This is a genomic window from Variovorax rhizosphaerae (genome assembly GCF_037889975.1).
In the GTDB taxonomy this organism is placed as follows: Bacteria; Pseudomonadota; Gammaproteobacteria; order Burkholderiales; family Burkholderiaceae_C; genus Variovorax; species Variovorax rhizosphaerae.
The window spans coordinates 56,112-71,362 of the sequence record NZ_JBBKZT010000027.1; the positions used below are offsets into that span (position 1 = coordinate 56,112).

The following is a 15,251-nucleotide window of genomic DNA, read 5'->3' on the forward strand; positions in this document are numbered from 1 at the left end:
TTCAGCGCTTGTCGTTGTTGTCGTAGCCGGGCTGGTCGATGGCCAGCTTGTCGCGCGTGGTCTGGCGCAGGTGTTCGGCGAGGCCGGGGGTGGCCAGGGTCATCGCACCGGATGCGATGCGTGCGCAGAGAAGGCGATTGGCCTCCGCCAGGTCCGCCGGCATGTCCGCGCCGAGCAGGGCGCGCAGGCGAAGCAGCTCGCCCTGGTTGGCCTCGGGCGCCAAGCGCAGTTCACGCTGCACGATGTCGAGCGCGTTGGCTGCGACGCGCGCATGGAAGGGCACCGCGGCGCCGCCCGTCGTCGTCACGACTTGCTCGCGCAGGAAGGTCGCGACGGCTTCGATCAATTCGGCGGTGCTGGGCCGGTCTTGCATCAGTTGCTTCCTCCCGGCGCCAGCAGGGCCAGCAGGTCCGATTCGGCCTCCGAGGCGCGGCGGCCGATCACCGCCTTCTCGACATCGCGCTCGCGTCCGCTGAGCCAGGCCTGCAGCATCGTTTCGCAGATGACACCCCACTTCAGCGAGCCCATCAACTCCCACCAATGCACGCGTTCGACATCGACGATGCCGCCTGCGCTGGCATAGCCCTCGAACAGTTGCTCGCGGGTGCCGAAGCCGCCCACCGGCAGATGGCCGTTGCCGAAACGCCAGGAACGCACGCACATCCAGCCCAGGTCTTCCATCGGGTCGCCCAGATGCGCAAGCTCCCAATCGAGCACGGCGCGCAGGCCCTCCTCGTCGACGATGAGGTTGCCGTTGCGAAAGTCGCCGTGCACGAGCACCGGCGCGTCCATGTCCGCCGGCGCATGCGCGCGCAGCCATTGGAAAGCGATCTCGAACACCGGGCGCATGGTGCCATGGCTGCGGTGGATCTCGATCTGGTAGTCCAGTTCGGCGAGCGCGTCGGCGCGCCGCAGCGGTGGGAGGCACTTGGTCGACAGTCGGTGAATGCGCGCCAATGCGGTGCCGCATTGGTGTGCCAGCACGCGGCGTGCATCGGCAAGGCGGGCCTCGCGCACGATGCGGCGGCCCAGGGTCTCGCCTTCGATGCGGTCCATGATGAAGCCATCGCCCAGGCCGTCGGATGCGCGCAGGACGTGGCGCACGCCGGGAACCGGTACGCCGCCTATGCGTGCAACATCGATGAGCTGTGCTTCGGCTGCGAGTCCCGCCGAGCCCATGCCGCGTTCCCCCGTTGCGTCGGCTGCGCGGCGCAGTATGAGAGGGACAACCTGCGGACCAGCATCCACCTCGAAGGCCCAAGTCTGCTGGCTTGCGCCGCCGGACAAACGGCGCACGCCCTGAAGCGCTGTGCCCCCAGGCACCAGCGTGCCCGCAAGCGCATGCAGCGCGTCGGCGATCACCTTCGACTCATCGCTCACGAACGTCTCCCCTCTTGGTTCTGGCGCAAGTCAAATCTGTCGAAATCGACGCGAGGCAAGGCGCAAAGCACAGCCGTACAGGCAGTACGGCGAGCATTTGCAACGCCGCATCGCGTCGATTCTCGACAGATTTCAGAGGCGTTCGATGATGGTGACGTTGGCCATTCCTCCACCCTCGCACATGGTCTGCAGGCCGTAGCGCTTGCCGCGCTGGCCGAGCGCATGCACCAGCGTCGTCATCAGCTTGGTCCCCGAAGCACCCAACGGATGCCCCAGCGCAATCGCCCCACCATTCACATTGAGCCGCTCCGGGTCCGCACCCGTCACCTGCAGCCACGCCAGCGGCACGGGCGCAAAGGCTTCGTTGACTTCGAACAGGTCGATGTCGTCGATCTTCATGCCGGCCTTCTGCAGCGCGCGTTGCGTGGCAGGAATCGGCGCCTCCAGCATGATGACCGGGTCGTGGCCCATCACGCTCAGGTGGTGGATGCGTGCCAGCGGCTTCACGCCCAGCGCCTTCAGGCCGCGCTCGTTGACCACCATCACGCCACTCGCGCCGTCGCAGATCTGGCTCGCCGTGGCGGCCGTACAGCGCCCGCCTTCGGCGATGAGCTTGACCGAGGCAATGCTTTCCAACGTAGCCTCGTAGCGGATGCCTTCGTCGGCCGTGTGCATCTCGCCGGGCTCGGTGCCGTCGGCCATGCGAACGGCCACGGGCACGATCTCGCGTTCGAACGCGCCCGCGCGGGTCGCGGCGATGGCGCGTTCGTGGCTCTGCAGCGCATAGCGGTCGAGCGCATCCTTTTCGAGGCCGTAGTTCCTGGCGATCATCTCGGCGCCGGTGAACTGGCTGAACTCGACGTTGCCATAGCGCGCCTTCATGGCCGGGCTCATGTAGTTGCCCAGGCCGGCCTTCGCAGCCAGCGCGACGGTCATGCCCATGGGCACGCGCGTCATGCTTTCCACACCGGCAGCAATCACCACGTCCTGGGTGCCCGACATCACGGCCTGCGCCGCGAATTGCAGCGCCTGCTGCGACGAGCCGCACTGGCGGTCGACCGAGGTGCCCGGCACCGATTCCGGCAACCGCGAGGCCAGCACGGCGTTGCGCGCGACGTTCAGCGCCTGCTCGCCGCCCTGCATCACGCAACCCATGATGACGTCGTCGATCAGCGCGGGGTCGGCGCCGGTGCGTGCGACCAGTGCGTCGAGCACTTGCGCCGCCAGGTCGACCGGGTGCCATCCCGACAGGCGGCCATTGCGACGCCCGCCTGCGGTGCGGACGGCTTCGACGATAAAGGCTTCAGGCATTATTTTTTCTCCGTTTCAAAAGTGATGGATTGAAAGGGTGAAGATTTCGTAGCGAGGGCGCCGAGGTCGGGTCGAGGAGCGGAACCGCACTCTCGTGCGGTGACAACGCAGTTGCGGCGAGGCTGACAATTGTGCGAAGCGCTTGTCATGCCGGAGCCAACACCGCAGGCCCGAGATCGGTGGCCGCAGTAGAAAGATTCGCCCTTTCAACGGGGGGCCATGCGGATGGCGCCGTCGAGACGCACGCTCTCGCCATTCATGTACCCCGTGGTGATCATGAACTCGGCCAGCGCTGCGTACTCCTCCGGCTTGCCCAAGCGCTTAGGGAATGGCACCGACGCGGCCAGCGCCGCCTTGACGTTGTCAGGCGCACCCTGCAGCAGCGGCGTGTTGAAGATGCCCGGCAGGATGGTGTTGACGCGGATGCCCTCGCCCATCAGGTCACGCGCGATGGGCAGCGTCATGCCGACGATGCCAGCCTTCGAGGCGGTGTAGGCGGCCTGCCCCATCTGCCCGTCCTGCGCCGCCACTGACGCCGTGTTGACGATGGCCCCGCGCTCGCCGTCTTCCAGCATGTCGAGCGTGAGCATGCCGGCGGCCGACTTGGCGATGCAGCGGAAGGTGCCGACCAGGTTGATCTGGATGATGCGGTCGAAATTCGCGAGCGGAAAGTGCTTGATCTCACCCGTAGTCTTGTCGCGGCTGGCGGTCTTGACTGCATTGCCGGTACCGGCGCAGTTGACCAGCACGCGCTCCTGGCCATGGGCCTCGCGCGCCTTGACGAAAGCCGCGTCGACCTGCTCCTCGGAGGTCACGTCGACCTTGCAGAACACGCCGCCGATCTCGGCCGCAACGGCCGCGCCTTGTGCTTCGTTGAAGTCGAACAGCGCGACCTTCACGCCGCGGCTGGCCAGGCGGCGCGCGGTGGCGGCGCCGAGGCCGGAAGCGCCGCCGGTGACGATGGCGGCAATGGAGGAGTCGAGTTGCATCAGGTGTCCTTGCGGTTGTCTCAGCGTGGCCGGGTCTGCGCCGGCATGACCCGCCAGTCTAGTGAGACACCGTGCGAACCGGCATCGTCCGAATCGACGAAATGACCGCGGCAGCGGCACTGGCAAACGCGGGACGCCGCCCCGAGCCACGGCGCGGCATGATCGGCGGTCCAACTTCTTCGCCGGCGATGCAGCCCTCCCCGCCTTCTTCCCTCCGGATTCTCGAGACCAAGCTCAACCCGCCGGCCTTCGTCGCCACGCAGGTGCCGCGCCGCGCCATCGGCGACGAGATTGCGGCGGCCACCGCCCGCATGGTGCTGGTGCGCGCGCCCGCCGGCTTCGGCAAGACCACGGCCATGGCGCAGAGCCGGGCGCGCATGGAGGAACGAGGCACGAATACCGCATGGCTCACGCTGGACCGGGCCGACAACGACGTCTCGCGCTTTCTCGATGGCCTGGCCGAGGCGGCGTTGCGGCTGGGCGTGGAGCCGGTCGGCGCCGGCGCGGCTTTCGACGCGGTCGCCGCGCTGGCCATGCTGGATGCGCCCTTCGCCCTCTTCCTCGACGACTTCGAGGTGGTGCAGGAGCCCGCCGTGCTCGGCTTGGTGCGCGAGATCATCGAGCAGTTGCCGCGCCGCGGCCAGATCGTGATCGGCTCGCGTGGCCTGCCGGACCTGGGCCTGGGGCGGCTGCGCGCACGCGGCCAGTTGCTGGAGATCGACACCGACCGCCTGCGATTCACGCTGGAGGAAACCAGCGCCTTCTTCGACCTGCGCGCCTCCGCTGCCGCCCTGCCACCCGACGTGCTGTCGCAGTTGCATCGCAAGACGGAAGGCTGGGTGGCGGCGATCTGGCTGGCTTCGATGGCGCTGGAGCGCCACGGCGTGGCCACGGGCTTCGTCGAACGCTTCTCCGGCTCCGACCGCGCCATCGCCGACTACCTGGCCGAGGACGTGCTGGCGCACCAGCCGCGCGAGATCCGCGACTTCCTGCTGCGCACCAGCATCCTGCGCCAGCTCGATGCATCGGTGTGCCAGGCGCTGAACCCGCGTGCCGACAGCGCCGCCATCCTGGAGCAACTGGCCGCATCCAACCTGTTCCTCACGCCGGTCACCGGCGAGGGCCGCGCCTGGCGCTATCACAGCCTGTTCGGCGACTTCCTGCGTGCGCAGCTGGCGCGCGAGATGCCCGACGAACTGGCACGGCTGCACCTGTCGGCATCGGCCTGGTACGAATCGCAAGGCCGCCCGGTGCCGGCCATCGACCACGCGATCGAGGGCGGCGACCATCCGCATGCGCTGACGCTGCTCCACACCTGGGCCGGGCAGTTCCTGGAACAAGGCCGCATGCGCATGCTGTCGCGCTGGTTTGCGGCCATCCCGGCGCACCAGCTTCGCGCGCAGCCGATGCTGCAGCTGATCGCGCTGTGGGCCGAATGCTTCACGCGCGGTCCGTGGGAGGCGATGCTTCATCTCCAGCAATCGGGCTGCACCGACAGCGACATCCCCGAGGTCCGCGCCGGCGCCCATACGCTCTACCCGCTGCTGCTCGCGATGCAGGACCGCTACGACGAGGCCTACGCCGCCGGCCGCGATGCGCTGGCCCGCTTGCCGACCGGCATCGCCTTTGCCGACAGCGCGCTGCTCAACGCCATGGCCAATGTGCTGGCGGTGATGGGCGACCAGCACGAGTCGCAGCGCCTGCTCGACGCGGCGCGCAGCCGGCAGGGCCACGGCAACTTCAACCGCATGTATTCCGAGTCGCTCGAAGGCATGCTCGACCTGCAGGGCGGTCGCCTGCGCCAAGCCACGGCGCGCTTCCGCATGGCGGTCGATTCCACGCATGCGGTCACGTACAACCACAGCCACGGCAATGCCTGGGCCGGCGTGCTGTATGCGGGGGTGGTGTACGAGGTCAACCAGCTGACGCAGGCCGACCACCTTCTGAACGCCTACTTGCCGCTCGCGCGCGACGTGGGCCTGCCCGACCACATGATCCTGAGCCACGTCATGCGCTCGCGCATCGCGTTCCATGCGGGCGACATCGACGCGGCCTTCCTCGCGCTGACCGAGCTCGAATACCTCGGCCATGCGCGCCAGTTGCCGCGCGTGGTGGCGGGCGCCAAGCTGGAGCGCTCGCGCATGTTGCTGCTGCAGGGCAACGGTCCGGCCTCACGCGATGAACTGACGCGCGCGGATGATCCTGCGTTGTGGGCACGTGAGCGCGTTCAGCGCCTGCCCGCGCATGACCTCGACTACCTTGCGCTGGCGCAGGCGCGCTGGCAGATCGCGTTCGGCGATGCGCATGCCGCCATCGCCATGCTCGATGCGGAGATCCGCTCGGCCATCGAAGGCGCGCGCCATCGTCGCGCGCTCAAGCTGCGCGTACTGCGGGCGCTGGCCCTGCACCGCGCGGGCGATGCAATGGCGGCTCTCGACGCGATGGGCGCCGCGCTGCAGGCCGCGAGCCAGGAAGGCTTCATGCGCCTGATCCTGGACGAGGGCCCGGCTGTCGGCCCGCTGATCCAGGGCATTGCGGTCTCGACGCGCACGCAGTCCGCGCGCGGCGACCCGATCCTTGCCGACTACCTGCAACGCCTGCTCCAGGCCATGGGCCCGCTGGCGCCGCCCGACATCGACACGCCCGCGCCGGGCAGCCAGCTCGCCGAGCCGCTCACGCGCAAGGAAATCCACGTGCTGCAACTGCTGGCCGAAGGCTATTCGAACAGCGCGATGGCCGAGAAGCTCTTCGTCTCCGAAAGCACCGTGCGCACGCACCTGCGCAGCATCAACCTGAAGCTGGACGCGAAGAGCCGCACGCAGGCGGTGGCGATTGCGCGCAAGGTGGGGGTGATCCGGTAGCCCGCATGCCCGTGAGCGGGCGCGCCGTCGCTATTCGATGACGTGGTCCGCCGACAGGAGAAGCGCTGGCGGCACCACGACCCCCAGCGCCCGGGCCGCCTTCGCGTCGATCACCAGTTCCAGCTTGCTCGATTGCTCGAACGGGACTTCCCCCGGCTTGGCACCCTTGAGGATCTTGCCGATCAACGCGGCGGACCGCCGGAACATGTCGGGGAAGTCGGACTGGTACGAGGCCAGCGCGCCGCCCGTCATGAAGTCACGCCCGCCCCAGACCGACGGCATGCGCCGCTGCAGGCACATCTGGTTGAGCAGGACGCGATGCGTGTAGGTGTTGGAATCAGCGAACACCAGCAGGCCGCCGATGCCGTCTCGCACCATGGCGGCGAATGCGCCGTCGAAGTCCGTGGGTCCGCGTGCGGGGTATGGGTGGATCGCGAGACCCAATCCCTTTTGCCAATTGGTGAGCGCAGGTTCAAGCCCGCCGGGCCCGACCGCATCGGGATTGAACAGGATGCCGACGCGCCTTGCCGTCGGCACGAACTCTCGCAAGACCTGCAATCGCTTGGCAACGATTTCCAGTGCCCAGGAGCCGATGCCGGTGATGTTTCCGCCGGGCCGTGAGAAGCTTTGCGCGAGCCCCATCGCGACCGGGTTGTCGACGCTCACAGCCACCACGGGCACCGTGCGGGTCGCTTCCTTCGCTGCCATCGCTGACGCGGGCCAGGCGGTGACGAGCACGTCGGGCCGCTGCCGCAACAGCTCCTCGGCCATCGTCGGCAGGCGCGAGAAATTGCCATCTGCCGAGCGAAACTCGATGCTGAAGTTGCGGCCCTCGACGTAGCCCAGCGCACGCAACCCTTCCAGGAGGGCCTTGACGATGGCTTGCTGCAGCGGCGCCTCCAATGCCGGCTCCACCAGGAACGCGAGGCGGGCCGGTCGGCCCACGACCTGCGCCCGGGGCATGCGCGACGACAACGCCGCCATGACGAGCAGCATCGCGTTGCAGGCAGTGCGTCGTTTCACGGGTCGCCTTCCTGTGTGCCGAAGCCACGTTGGCGGGACAGTACGCCTCGGTATCGAGCCCGTCAAATCCACTCGGCGTGCCGTCGCGCTCGACCCGTGAATGCTCAGGCTTGGCTGGATTGCCGCGTGTCGCGCGCGCTTCCAGCCTGCACCTGCGATTGCGCCAGGTACGCCCGCAGCGTTGCCAGGTCGATCTGGTACGACCTGTCCTCCTTGTGCACGCCGAATCCCAGCCGGTTGTTGATCGACAGCATGGCCGCGTTGACGACGGCGTTGTTCGTGAGCACCGTCCCCACTTCCGGACGACACTGACGCACGCGTTCCAGCATGCGCGCCTTGACGGCCTTCGCGAGTCCCTGGCCGCGCCACGGCCGCGCGACGGCGGTGAGCTGCTGGTACATGCGATCCGGAAAACGCGCGTCCCAGGTCGCGTCGCACATCGCGGCGACTTGCTCGCCATCGCGCAGCAACACGAGGAAGTGGTCGCCGCCGCGGCGGTCCAAGTCCGCGTACCAGCTTTCATAGTCCTTCAGCTCGTAACGGATGCGGGGGATGTCCAGGCCATCCAGCGGCTGGTCGTTGATCAGCTCGGTGAAGGGGGTCATCAGGGGGGCCAGCGTTTCCATCGGCACGCGACCGCAGTGCACTTCCCAACGCAGGCCATGGGCGTCAAGTCCGGCCGGCCGGGCCCAGCGCGCGAGCATCTGCCAGTCCAGTTGATCGAAGGGTGAGCGGTTCTCGAACATGCGCAGCTTGCAGGTCGCGCCGATGCTGTCCAGCCACGCGTGGCCGTCGGGCAAGTGGGCCTTGGCGGTCGCGGTGTGCTTGCCTTGGCTTTCCATGAAATGCGCCAGGCCAGCGAGCAGCGCGCGGCCCACGCCATGCTTGCGCAGTCCGCGCGCGACGCCGCCGGCGACATCCACATGGCCGGCGTAGTCTTCGCTGTCGGGCGAGCCATGGCGACGAAAGTTCAGGACCATGATTCCCGCGATCACGTCGTCGTGCAGGGCGAGCACCCGTCGCGCTTCAACAAGAGGGCGCACCACACGAAGCTCGGATTCGAAATCCGCATCGGACATCACCGGCTCGCCGGGGAAGTCCTCCTGGCTGCGCAGGCGACGGAATGCATGGAGCGCTTGCCACTGCGACGGGCTGGCCTGCAGGGGTTCGAAAGGACGAAGTTCCAACTTGGCCGAACGGCCATGAAAAGAAGACATGAGTGCCTTGAGTTTTGAATGCCGACAACGTCGCGGGCAACGAATGCCGCGACGACTTGGAGGGCGACTCAGGCGGTTGGGGAGCGTCAGGCCAGGCGTGATGACGCAGTGGCTATGTCAACGCTCGCGAATCCACCGGATGAGTGCGGAGGTGGGGGTGATGTGCGTGTGCCATGGGATACCTCCGCGCGGTGGATTGAGAAGGCGTGGATGCTATCAAAGGCTCTTGCATTTCGGCATTGGCGAAGACGCCTGCGCATGCCGGGTTTCTCCCCGCGCCGTGAAGTCTTGCCGCGGCCGATACGGCGCGCCGCGGATGGGCGCACCAACACTATCGAAAAGGAACTCCTTGATGACGACCCAGAATCGCAGATCGATGCTCCAGCTCGGCTCCGCGCTGGCGGCTGGTGCGCTGTCAGCCTTCGCCACTGGCTCCGGCGCCAGCGCCAGCGGCAAGCCCCTGTTCGCAATGGCCGGTGCGACCATTCCGGTGGTCGGCAGCGACCCAGTCTTCCCGGTGCGGCGCGTGTACTGAATCGGGCGCAATTACGTCGCGCATGCGATCGAGCGCGGCTCCGACGCGGACCGCGAGCCGCTCTTCTTCTTCCAGAAGCCGACCGACGCGGTACAACTCGTGCCCCATGGGCGCGACCATCGACCGCACCTACCCGCCGCCGACGAAGAACTACCACGACGAGGTCGAGCTCGTCGCCGCGCTGAACAAGGAGCCACCTTCACCGGAAGGGGCGGCGCGGATCCGTCGCGCAAGGGCAGCGATACGTCGTCAACTGCCCGACAGGCACGCTGCCGTGCGCTGCATCGATTCATCGGTGTAGCCGGCATCCGTCGCCGCCTTGCGCAGCGCGTCGACCGTAACGGGGACTTGAGACACGATGCTCTTCATCGGAAGGCGCGCCTTGCCCAGGAGGACCATGGTGACGCCCGCGTCGATGCCGGTGTAGGCACGGACGTCCGCCGGCCCCAGTCGCGCGCCCGGCCTGTTGCACAGATCGCCCTTTCCCTTGTCGGGCCGCGACTCGTAGGGCGCCTTGAGTGACTTCTCGGCATCGCCGCAACGGTTGGCGATGCTGATCGGCCCGATCTTCTGTGGTGTCTGCAAGCTGCCGTAGCGAAGCAGCTCATGGAGCGCAATGGAACCCTCGCCGAATCGCGGTCCCGTGTCCCCTGCGACAGCCACGGTACTCCGCCCCTCAAAGGTGACGTACACGACGCGCCCGAGGAGATCCGGGGAGCTGGTCGGGACCACGATCGCAGGCACTGTCGCGGAATCGATCGAGCGAACCATTCCGTCGACCAGCTGGTTCAGATGCGTCATCGACGCGTAGTAGCGTGTCTTGCCACCCTCGATCGTGTCGAGTTGGTCCTGGCCCACACGCGGGCGGCCCTTGCCATTTCCGATGACCTTCTTGCCGCCTCCGCATGCAACGGTCTGGCCTCCCGGAGCAAGGGCTTCCACCTCGATCGCGTACACGCAGAATTCGGGCGTCCCCGGGGCGAAAGCGCCCTTCTCGGCCTGCAGGAACAAGGATGAGCAATTCGATCCACTGGCCAGGCAACTGACCTTCGGGTTCCATCGATCCATGCCGTTGGAGATGTAGGTGAACCCGTGGTCGCCGACGGTGTATGAAGCCTTCGCGCCATCCGGATTGACTGCCAAGGGGCCCTTGACGCCAAAGCTGCCATCCGCGAATCGTGCCCCCGGCAATCCGCCAATCGTCGTCGGGCCAGGACAGGATGCCGGCGGCGCGGCTGCGGCCGTCGCGACGGCAAACGCCAGTGCCACGAACGACACATTGCGCACGGAGATCGGCCTGGCCCCGGTGCGGACGATCATCATGTTGGCTCTTGATCGCATCTTCTCGCCCCCGGTCGTTGTGTCGGCGCCCATTGTCCGGACGCAGTGACCGGGGAGGCATCCCCAGGGAGGAGGAGGCCCTCGCTCAGAACTCGTGTATCTCCGTCTTGTTGATGATGAGCTTGAGGAAGTAGTACGCGAAGAACGGCGCGGCGAGGCCGAAGGTCACGACGATCAGCACGGTCCAGATCAGCGCCTGCACGAACATCTCGCCGAAAGTGAGCGTGTTCACGAGCTTGTATTTCGCCATGGGACTCTCCTCGATGAAGGGGCGCGATGCTACGCGCCTGTCGAGTTGTCCTCAACCCACTGTGCGTAGGGTGCATGGATGTGCTCGAACGCGATGGCGTGGATCGCCGGGAGGTCGTAGCTGTGCAGCTCGCGGATCGCGGATTCGACGGCGGCGTAGCGCTCGCGCGTGGTCTTGAAGAGGACGCGGAACTCCGGCTCGTTCTGCACCGCGCCCTCCCAGGTGTAGAAACTCTCGATCTCCGAGATCTGTGCGCACGCGGCCAGCTTGCGCTCGACCAGTGCGCGCGCCATCGCCTGCGCCTCGGCCCGGCTGCCGACGGTCGTGACGACGGCGATGGGGGTCATTGAGTAACCTTCGCGCTACGCGCTGCGGTGCGAGCGCCTTCGGGCGGCCGGGCGGCGCTCATTGAGTAACCTTCGCGCTACGCGCTGCGGTGCGAGCGCCTTCGGGCGGCCGGGCGGCGCTCATGGCTACAACGCCCGCGAGATCACCTCTTTCATGATCTCGTTCGTCCCGCCATAGATGCGCTGCACGCGCGCGTCGGCATACATGCGCGCCACCATGTACTCGCTCATGAAGCCGTAGCCGCCGAACAGTTGCAGGCATTCATCGACCACGCGCCCCTGCGTCTCCGAGCCCCACAGCTTGGCCATCGAGGCGGTCGCGGTGTCGAGCTTGCCGGCCACCAGGTCTTCCACGCAGCGGTCGATGAAGGCGCGGCCCACCTTGATCTGCGTGGCGATCTCGGCCAGCTTGAACTTGGTGTTCTGGAAGTTGGCCACCGGTTGGCCGAAGGCCTTGCGGTCACGCACGTAGTCGAGCGTGGCCTCATACGCGCCTTCCATCGTGGCGAGCGCCGCCACGCCGATGATGGTGCGCTCGTACGGCAGGTCTGACATCAATTGGAAGAAGCCCTGCCCCTCTTGGCCGCCCAGCAGGTTGGCCGCCGGCACGCGCACATCGTCGAAGAACAGCTCCGAGGTGTCCTGCGCCTTCATGCCGATCTTGTCGAGCACGCGGCCGACGCGGAAGCCCTTGCAGCCTTCGGTCTCGACGATCAGGATCGACGTCCCCTTGGCGCCCTGCTTGGGGTCGGTCTTGGCGACCACCAGCACCACGCCGGCGAGGAAGCCGTTGGTGATGAAGGTCTTCGAGCCGTTGATGACGTAGTCGTCGCCATCGCGCTCGGCACGCGTGCGCACGCCCTGCAGGTCGGAGCCGGCGCCGGGCTCGGTCATGGCGATGGCGCCGACCAGTTCGCCGCGTGCCATGCGCGGCAGGTACTCGCGCTTCTGCGCCTCGGTGCCATGGTTGAGGAAGTAGTGCGCGACGATGGCATGCACCGAGGTGGCCATGCCGCTGAGGCCGCGGCGCGCCGCTTCCTCGTAGAACACGGCTTCGTGGCGGAAGTCGCCGCCACCGCCGCCGTATTCCTCGGGGATGTCGGCACAGATCAGGCCGATCGCGCCGGCCTTGCGCCAGATGGCATGGCCCACATGGCCCGCCTTGCGCGCCTCTTCGTCGTGCGGGACCATCTCGGTCTCGATGAAGCGCACCACGTTGTCGCGGTACAGCTCCAGGTCTTCATCGCTCCAGGAGCGACGGAAGTCGATGGGCATTGAATGTCTCCTGTGAATGCTCTTCAGCCGACGCGTCTTTCGCGTCCGGCCCAATAAGGTTCGCGCAACTGGAACTTCTGCAGCTTGCCCGCCGCCGACAGCGGCAACGCATCGCGGAACTCCACGCTGCGCGGGCATTTGTAGCTGGCGATCTGGTCGCGGCAGTGCGCAATGATGGCGTCGGCGTTGATCTCGGCGCCCTCGCGCTTGACGATCACCGCATGCACGCGCTCGCCCCACTTGTCGTCGGGCACGCCGATCACCGCGGACATCAGCACCTGCGGCATCTGCGCGATGGCGTTCTCGACCTCGGCGGAATACACGTTCTCGCCGCCGCTCACGATCATGTCCTTCATGCGGTCGACGACAAACAGGAAGCCGTGCTCGTCCATGTACCCGCCGTCGCCGGTGTGCATCCACCCACCGCGCAACGCCGCTTCCGTCTCCTGCGGCTTGTTCCAGTAGCCCTTCATCACGGTCGGTCCGCGCGCGCAGATCTCGCCGACCTGGCCAACGGGCACTTCGTTGTCGCTCGCGTCGACGATGCGGATTTCGGCAGCAGGCACGGGCGTGCCGGCCGAGCGAAGCAGGCGATTGCGGTCCGGCCCGGGCAGGTGGCTGTACGGCATCAGGATGGCCACGGTGGGAGCCAGCTCGGTCATGCCATAGGCCTGCGCGAAGGAACTCTGCGGCAGCGCGCGCATGGCCTGTTCGAGCAGCGCGACATCGATGGGCGCCGCGCCGTAGAACAGCATCTTCAAACTCGACAGGTCGAACTCGGCAAAGCGCGGATGCTCGATCACGCGCTTGATCATCGTCGGCACCAGGAACAGCTCGGTCGCTCGCGCCGTCTGGATGGCCTGCAGGATCGCGACCTCGTCGAACATCGGCAGCACATGCTGCGGCACCAGCCGAAGCATGCTCTGCACCGACAACCCGCAGCCGGCCACATGGAACATCGGCACGCCGATCACCGTGGCGGCGCCGCGCGCATCACGCGGCACAGCGGCGATGGAACTCAGCCCGTTGGTGTAGATATTGCCGTGCGTGAGCATCACGCCCTTGGGCCGACCCGTGGTGCCGCCGGTGTACATGACGGCCGCGAGTTCCTCGGCATCGTGCGGCGCATCGTCGATGGGCGTGGCCGCGGCCAGCAGCGCCTCGTAGCCCAGCATCCCTTCGGGTACGGGGCCGTCGCCGCAATGGATCACGGTGCGCAGCGAGGTGGAGAGCTTGCGCAGCTCCGCCGCCATCGGCGCGAACAGGTCGTCGACCAGCAGGATGCGCGTGTCGCAATCGTCCAGCGAATAGGCGACCTCCTTCGGATTCCAGCGGATGTTGACCGGGTTGATGACGCCGCCGCCCCACCAGGTACCGAAGAAGTATTCGACGAAGCGATGCGAGTTGAGGCTCATCATGCCGACGCGGTCGCCGCTGCCCATGCCGAGCGACTGCAGCACAGCGCCCAGGCGTGCGACGCGCTCGGTGAATTCGCCAAAGTCCAGGTGGCGGTCGCCGCAGACCACCGCGGTCGCGCCCGGCTTCTCGCGACGGCCCTTGTGCAGGGGCAAGGTGAGGCTCATGTACATGCGGGTCGTCTCCTTGTGTTCTTGATTCGGCCTGGACGCTACGAAGTCGCAGCCATGCCCCAGCGGCGCAGCACGGCGGCAGCATCCTCGCGCGGCAGGCCATCAGGCTGGTCGGGCGCGGTCCGGCTGAAGCGCGGCGCGGGCGCGGGCTGCACCACGCCATCGACGTTCACGAAAGTGCCACGCGCCACGTTGTGCGGATGTGCGGGCGCCTCGTCCCAATCGAGCACGGGCGCGAAGCAGGCATCCGAGCCTTCCAGCAGCGCACACCATTCGTCGCGCGTGCGGGTGCGGAACACATCGGCCAGCCGCAGCTTGAGCAGCGGCCAGCGCGCGCTGTCCATCTGGGCATCGAAGGCCGGATCGTCGGCCAGGCCGCAGCGGTCGCGCAGCAGCGCATAGAACTGCGGCTCGATGGAACCGATGGCCACGTGCTTGCCGTCGGCGCAGGCATAGGTGTCGTAGAAGTGGGCGCCGCCGTCGAGGAAGTTCTCGCCGCGGTTGTTGTTCCAGCGGCCGGCGGACTTGAAGCCGTACATCATGGCCGACAGCAGCGCGGCGCCATCGGTCATCGCGGCATCCACCACCTGGCCCTTGCCCGAGCGCTTCGATTCGTGAAGCGCGCCGAGCACGCCCACGGCCAGCAACATCGCGCCGCCACCGAAGTCGCCGACATAGTTGAGCGGCGGCACCGGCGCCTCGCCATTGCGGCCGATGGCATGCAGCGCGCCGCTGATCGCGATGTAGTTGATGTCATGCCCGGCCGCCTGCGCCAGCGGCCCATGCTGGCCCCAGCCGGTCATGCGGCCGTAGACCAGTCGCGGGTTGCGCGCATGGCAGGTGTCGGGGCCGAGGCCGAGGCGCTCCATCACACCGGGCCTGAACCCTTCGATGAGCACGTCGGCGGACGCGATGGCATCGAGCATCGTCTGCGTCGCACCGGCCGCGCGCAAGTCGAGCTGCAGCGTGCTGCGGCCGCGCGAGAGGATGTCGTGCTTGCTGGCCGGCGTGCCCGGTCGTTCGACGCGAATCACCTCCGCGCCCATGTCGGCGAGCAGCATCGCGCAGAACGGCGCGGGGCCGATGCCCGCCATCTCGATCACCCGTAGCCCTTGCAGTGGTCCTGCCATTTC

The 15,251-nt window shown here is 67.4% G+C and carries 14 protein-coding genes; 2 read left to right on the plus strand and 12 right to left on the minus strand.

Annotated elements, in window-relative coordinates; all coding sequences use genetic code 11:
• Position 1 precedes the first annotated feature (1 nt).
• From WKW82_RS34625 to WKW82_RS34640, 4 genes are all read right to left on the minus strand, one after another.
• Positions 2 to 373 (minus strand): DUF6285 domain-containing protein, encoded by a 372-nt coding sequence (locus WKW82_RS34625; protein ID WP_340347579.1) that lies wholly within the window; start codon positions 371 to 373, stop codon positions 2 to 4.
• Positions 373 to 1,380: a phosphotransferase family protein gene (locus WKW82_RS34630; protein WP_340347581.1), complete on the minus strand. Its 1,008-nt coding sequence runs from the start codon at positions 1,378 to 1,380 to the stop codon at positions 373 to 375. The genes WKW82_RS34625 and WKW82_RS34630 overlap by 1 nt, the downstream gene beginning before the upstream one ends.
• A gap of 132 nt (positions 1,381 to 1,512) precedes the next feature.
• Positions 1,513 to 2,691, minus strand: a complete 1,179-nt coding sequence (locus tag WKW82_RS34635; RefSeq protein WP_340347582.1) for an acetyl-CoA C-acetyltransferase — start codon at positions 2,689 to 2,691, stop codon at positions 1,513 to 1,515.
• 206 nt (positions 2,692 to 2,897) lie between these two features.
• The gene (locus tag WKW82_RS34640) at positions 2,898 to 3,680 is read right to left on the minus strand and encodes an SDR family NAD(P)-dependent oxidoreductase (protein ID WP_340347583.1); all 783 of its coding nucleotides are present in this window, start codon (positions 3,678 to 3,680) and stop codon (positions 2,898 to 2,900) included.
• Between the two features lie 188 nt (positions 3,681 to 3,868).
• Here WKW82_RS34640 and WKW82_RS34645 point away from each other — a divergent pair, with 188 nt between their 5' ends.
• Complete coding sequence (locus tag WKW82_RS34645; protein ID WP_340347618.1) at positions 3,869 to 6,541, plus strand: winged helix-turn-helix domain-containing protein; 2,673 nt, start codon at positions 3,869 to 3,871, stop codon at positions 6,539 to 6,541.
• A gap of 30 nt (positions 6,542 to 6,571) precedes the next feature.
• On the opposite strand, the gene WKW82_RS34650 is transcribed toward WKW82_RS34645, so the two are convergent.
• Together WKW82_RS34650 and WKW82_RS34655 are read right to left on the minus strand one after the other, a co-directional pair.
• Positions 6,572 to 7,564, minus strand: coding sequence for an ABC transporter substrate-binding protein (locus WKW82_RS34650; RefSeq protein ID WP_340347585.1), 993 nt, complete (start codon positions 7,562 to 7,564; stop codon positions 6,572 to 6,574).
• 104 nt (positions 7,565 to 7,668) lie between these two features.
• Entirely contained in the window at positions 7,669 to 8,781 is a 1,113-nt protein-coding gene (locus tag WKW82_RS34655) for a GNAT family N-acetyltransferase (protein ID WP_340347587.1), read from the minus strand.
• A gap of 352 nt (positions 8,782 to 9,133) precedes the next feature.
• Here WKW82_RS34655 and WKW82_RS34660 point away from each other — a divergent pair, with 352 nt between their 5' ends.
• Entirely contained in the window at positions 9,134 to 9,316 is a 183-nt protein-coding gene (locus WKW82_RS34660; RefSeq protein WP_340347588.1) for a hypothetical protein, read from the plus strand.
• A 249-nt stretch (positions 9,317 to 9,565) separates the two neighbouring features.
• Here WKW82_RS34660 and WKW82_RS34665 read toward each other — a convergent pair whose 3' ends face one another.
• From WKW82_RS34665 to WKW82_RS34690, 6 genes are all read right to left on the minus strand, one after another.
• Positions 9,566 to 10,639: a hypothetical protein gene (locus WKW82_RS34665; protein ID WP_340347589.1), complete on the minus strand. Its 1,074-nt coding sequence runs from the start codon at positions 10,637 to 10,639 to the stop codon at positions 9,566 to 9,568.
• Positions 10,640 to 10,742: 103 nt separating this feature from the next.
• Positions 10,743 to 10,907 carry a DUF6693 family protein gene (locus tag WKW82_RS34670; RefSeq protein WP_340347591.1) on the minus strand — a complete coding sequence of 55 codons (165 nt, stop codon included), beginning with the start codon at positions 10,905 to 10,907 and terminating at the stop codon, positions 10,743 to 10,745.
• Between the two features lie 29 nt (positions 10,908 to 10,936).
• Positions 10,937 to 11,254 (minus strand): divalent-cation tolerance protein CutA, encoded by a 318-nt coding sequence (cutA, locus tag WKW82_RS34675; protein ID WP_340347593.1) that lies wholly within the window; start codon positions 11,252 to 11,254, stop codon positions 10,937 to 10,939.
• A 126-nt stretch (positions 11,255 to 11,380) separates the two neighbouring features.
• Entirely contained in the window at positions 11,381 to 12,529 is a 1,149-nt protein-coding gene (locus WKW82_RS34680; RefSeq protein WP_340347595.1) for an acyl-CoA dehydrogenase family protein, read from the minus strand.
• A gap of 23 nt (positions 12,530 to 12,552) precedes the next feature.
• Complete coding sequence (locus WKW82_RS34685; protein WP_340347597.1) at positions 12,553 to 14,118, minus strand: long-chain-fatty-acid--CoA ligase; 1,566 nt, start codon at positions 14,116 to 14,118, stop codon at positions 12,553 to 12,555.
• 38 nt (positions 14,119 to 14,156) lie between these two features.
• Positions 14,157 to 15,248 (minus strand): CaiB/BaiF CoA transferase family protein, encoded by a 1,092-nt coding sequence (locus tag WKW82_RS34690; protein ID WP_340347599.1) that lies wholly within the window; start codon positions 15,246 to 15,248, stop codon positions 14,157 to 14,159.
• Between the last annotated feature and the right edge of the window lie 3 nt (positions 15,249 to 15,251).

Excerpts from the sequence above, each read along its gene's own strand:
- WKW82_RS34655 (WP_340347587.1), bottom strand. The coding sequence starts at position 8,781 with ATGTCTTCTTTTCATGGCCGTTCGGCCAAGTTGGAACTTCGTCCTTTC.
- WKW82_RS34690 (WP_340347599.1), bottom strand. The coding sequence starts at position 15,248 with ATGGCAGGACCACTGCAAGGGCTACGGGTGATCGAGATGGCGGGCATC.
- WKW82_RS34645 (WP_340347618.1), top strand. The coding sequence starts at position 3,869 with ATGCAGCCCTCCCCGCCTTCTTCCCTCCGGATTCTCGAGACCAAGCTC.
- WKW82_RS34665 (WP_340347589.1), bottom strand. The coding sequence starts at position 10,639 with ATGATGATCGTCCGCACCGGGGCCAGGCCGATCTCCGTGCGCAATGTG.
- WKW82_RS34670 (WP_340347591.1), bottom strand. The coding sequence starts at position 10,907 with ATGGCGAAATACAAGCTCGTGAACACGCTCACTTTCGGCGAGATGTTC.
- WKW82_RS34680 (WP_340347595.1), bottom strand. The coding sequence starts at position 12,529 with ATGCCCATCGACTTCCGTCGCTCCTGGAGCGATGAAGACCTGGAGCTG.
- WKW82_RS34685 (WP_340347597.1), bottom strand. The coding sequence starts at position 14,118 with ATGTACATGAGCCTCACCTTGCCCCTGCACAAGGGCCGTCGCGAGAAG.
- WKW82_RS34625 (WP_340347579.1), bottom strand. The coding sequence starts at position 373 with ATGCAAGACCGGCCCAGCACCGCCGAATTGATCGAAGCCGTCGCGACC.
- WKW82_RS34635 (WP_340347582.1), bottom strand. The coding sequence starts at position 2,691 with ATGCCTGAAGCCTTTATCGTCGAAGCCGTCCGCACCGCAGGCGGGCGT.
- WKW82_RS34640 (WP_340347583.1), bottom strand. The coding sequence starts at position 3,680 with ATGCAACTCGACTCCTCCATTGCCGCCATCGTCACCGGCGGCGCTTCC.
- cutA (WP_340347593.1), bottom strand. The coding sequence starts at position 11,254 with ATGACCCCCATCGCCGTCGTCACGACCGTCGGCAGCCGGGCCGAGGCG.
- WKW82_RS34660 (WP_340347588.1), top strand. The coding sequence starts at position 9,134 with ATGACGACCCAGAATCGCAGATCGATGCTCCAGCTCGGCTCCGCGCTG.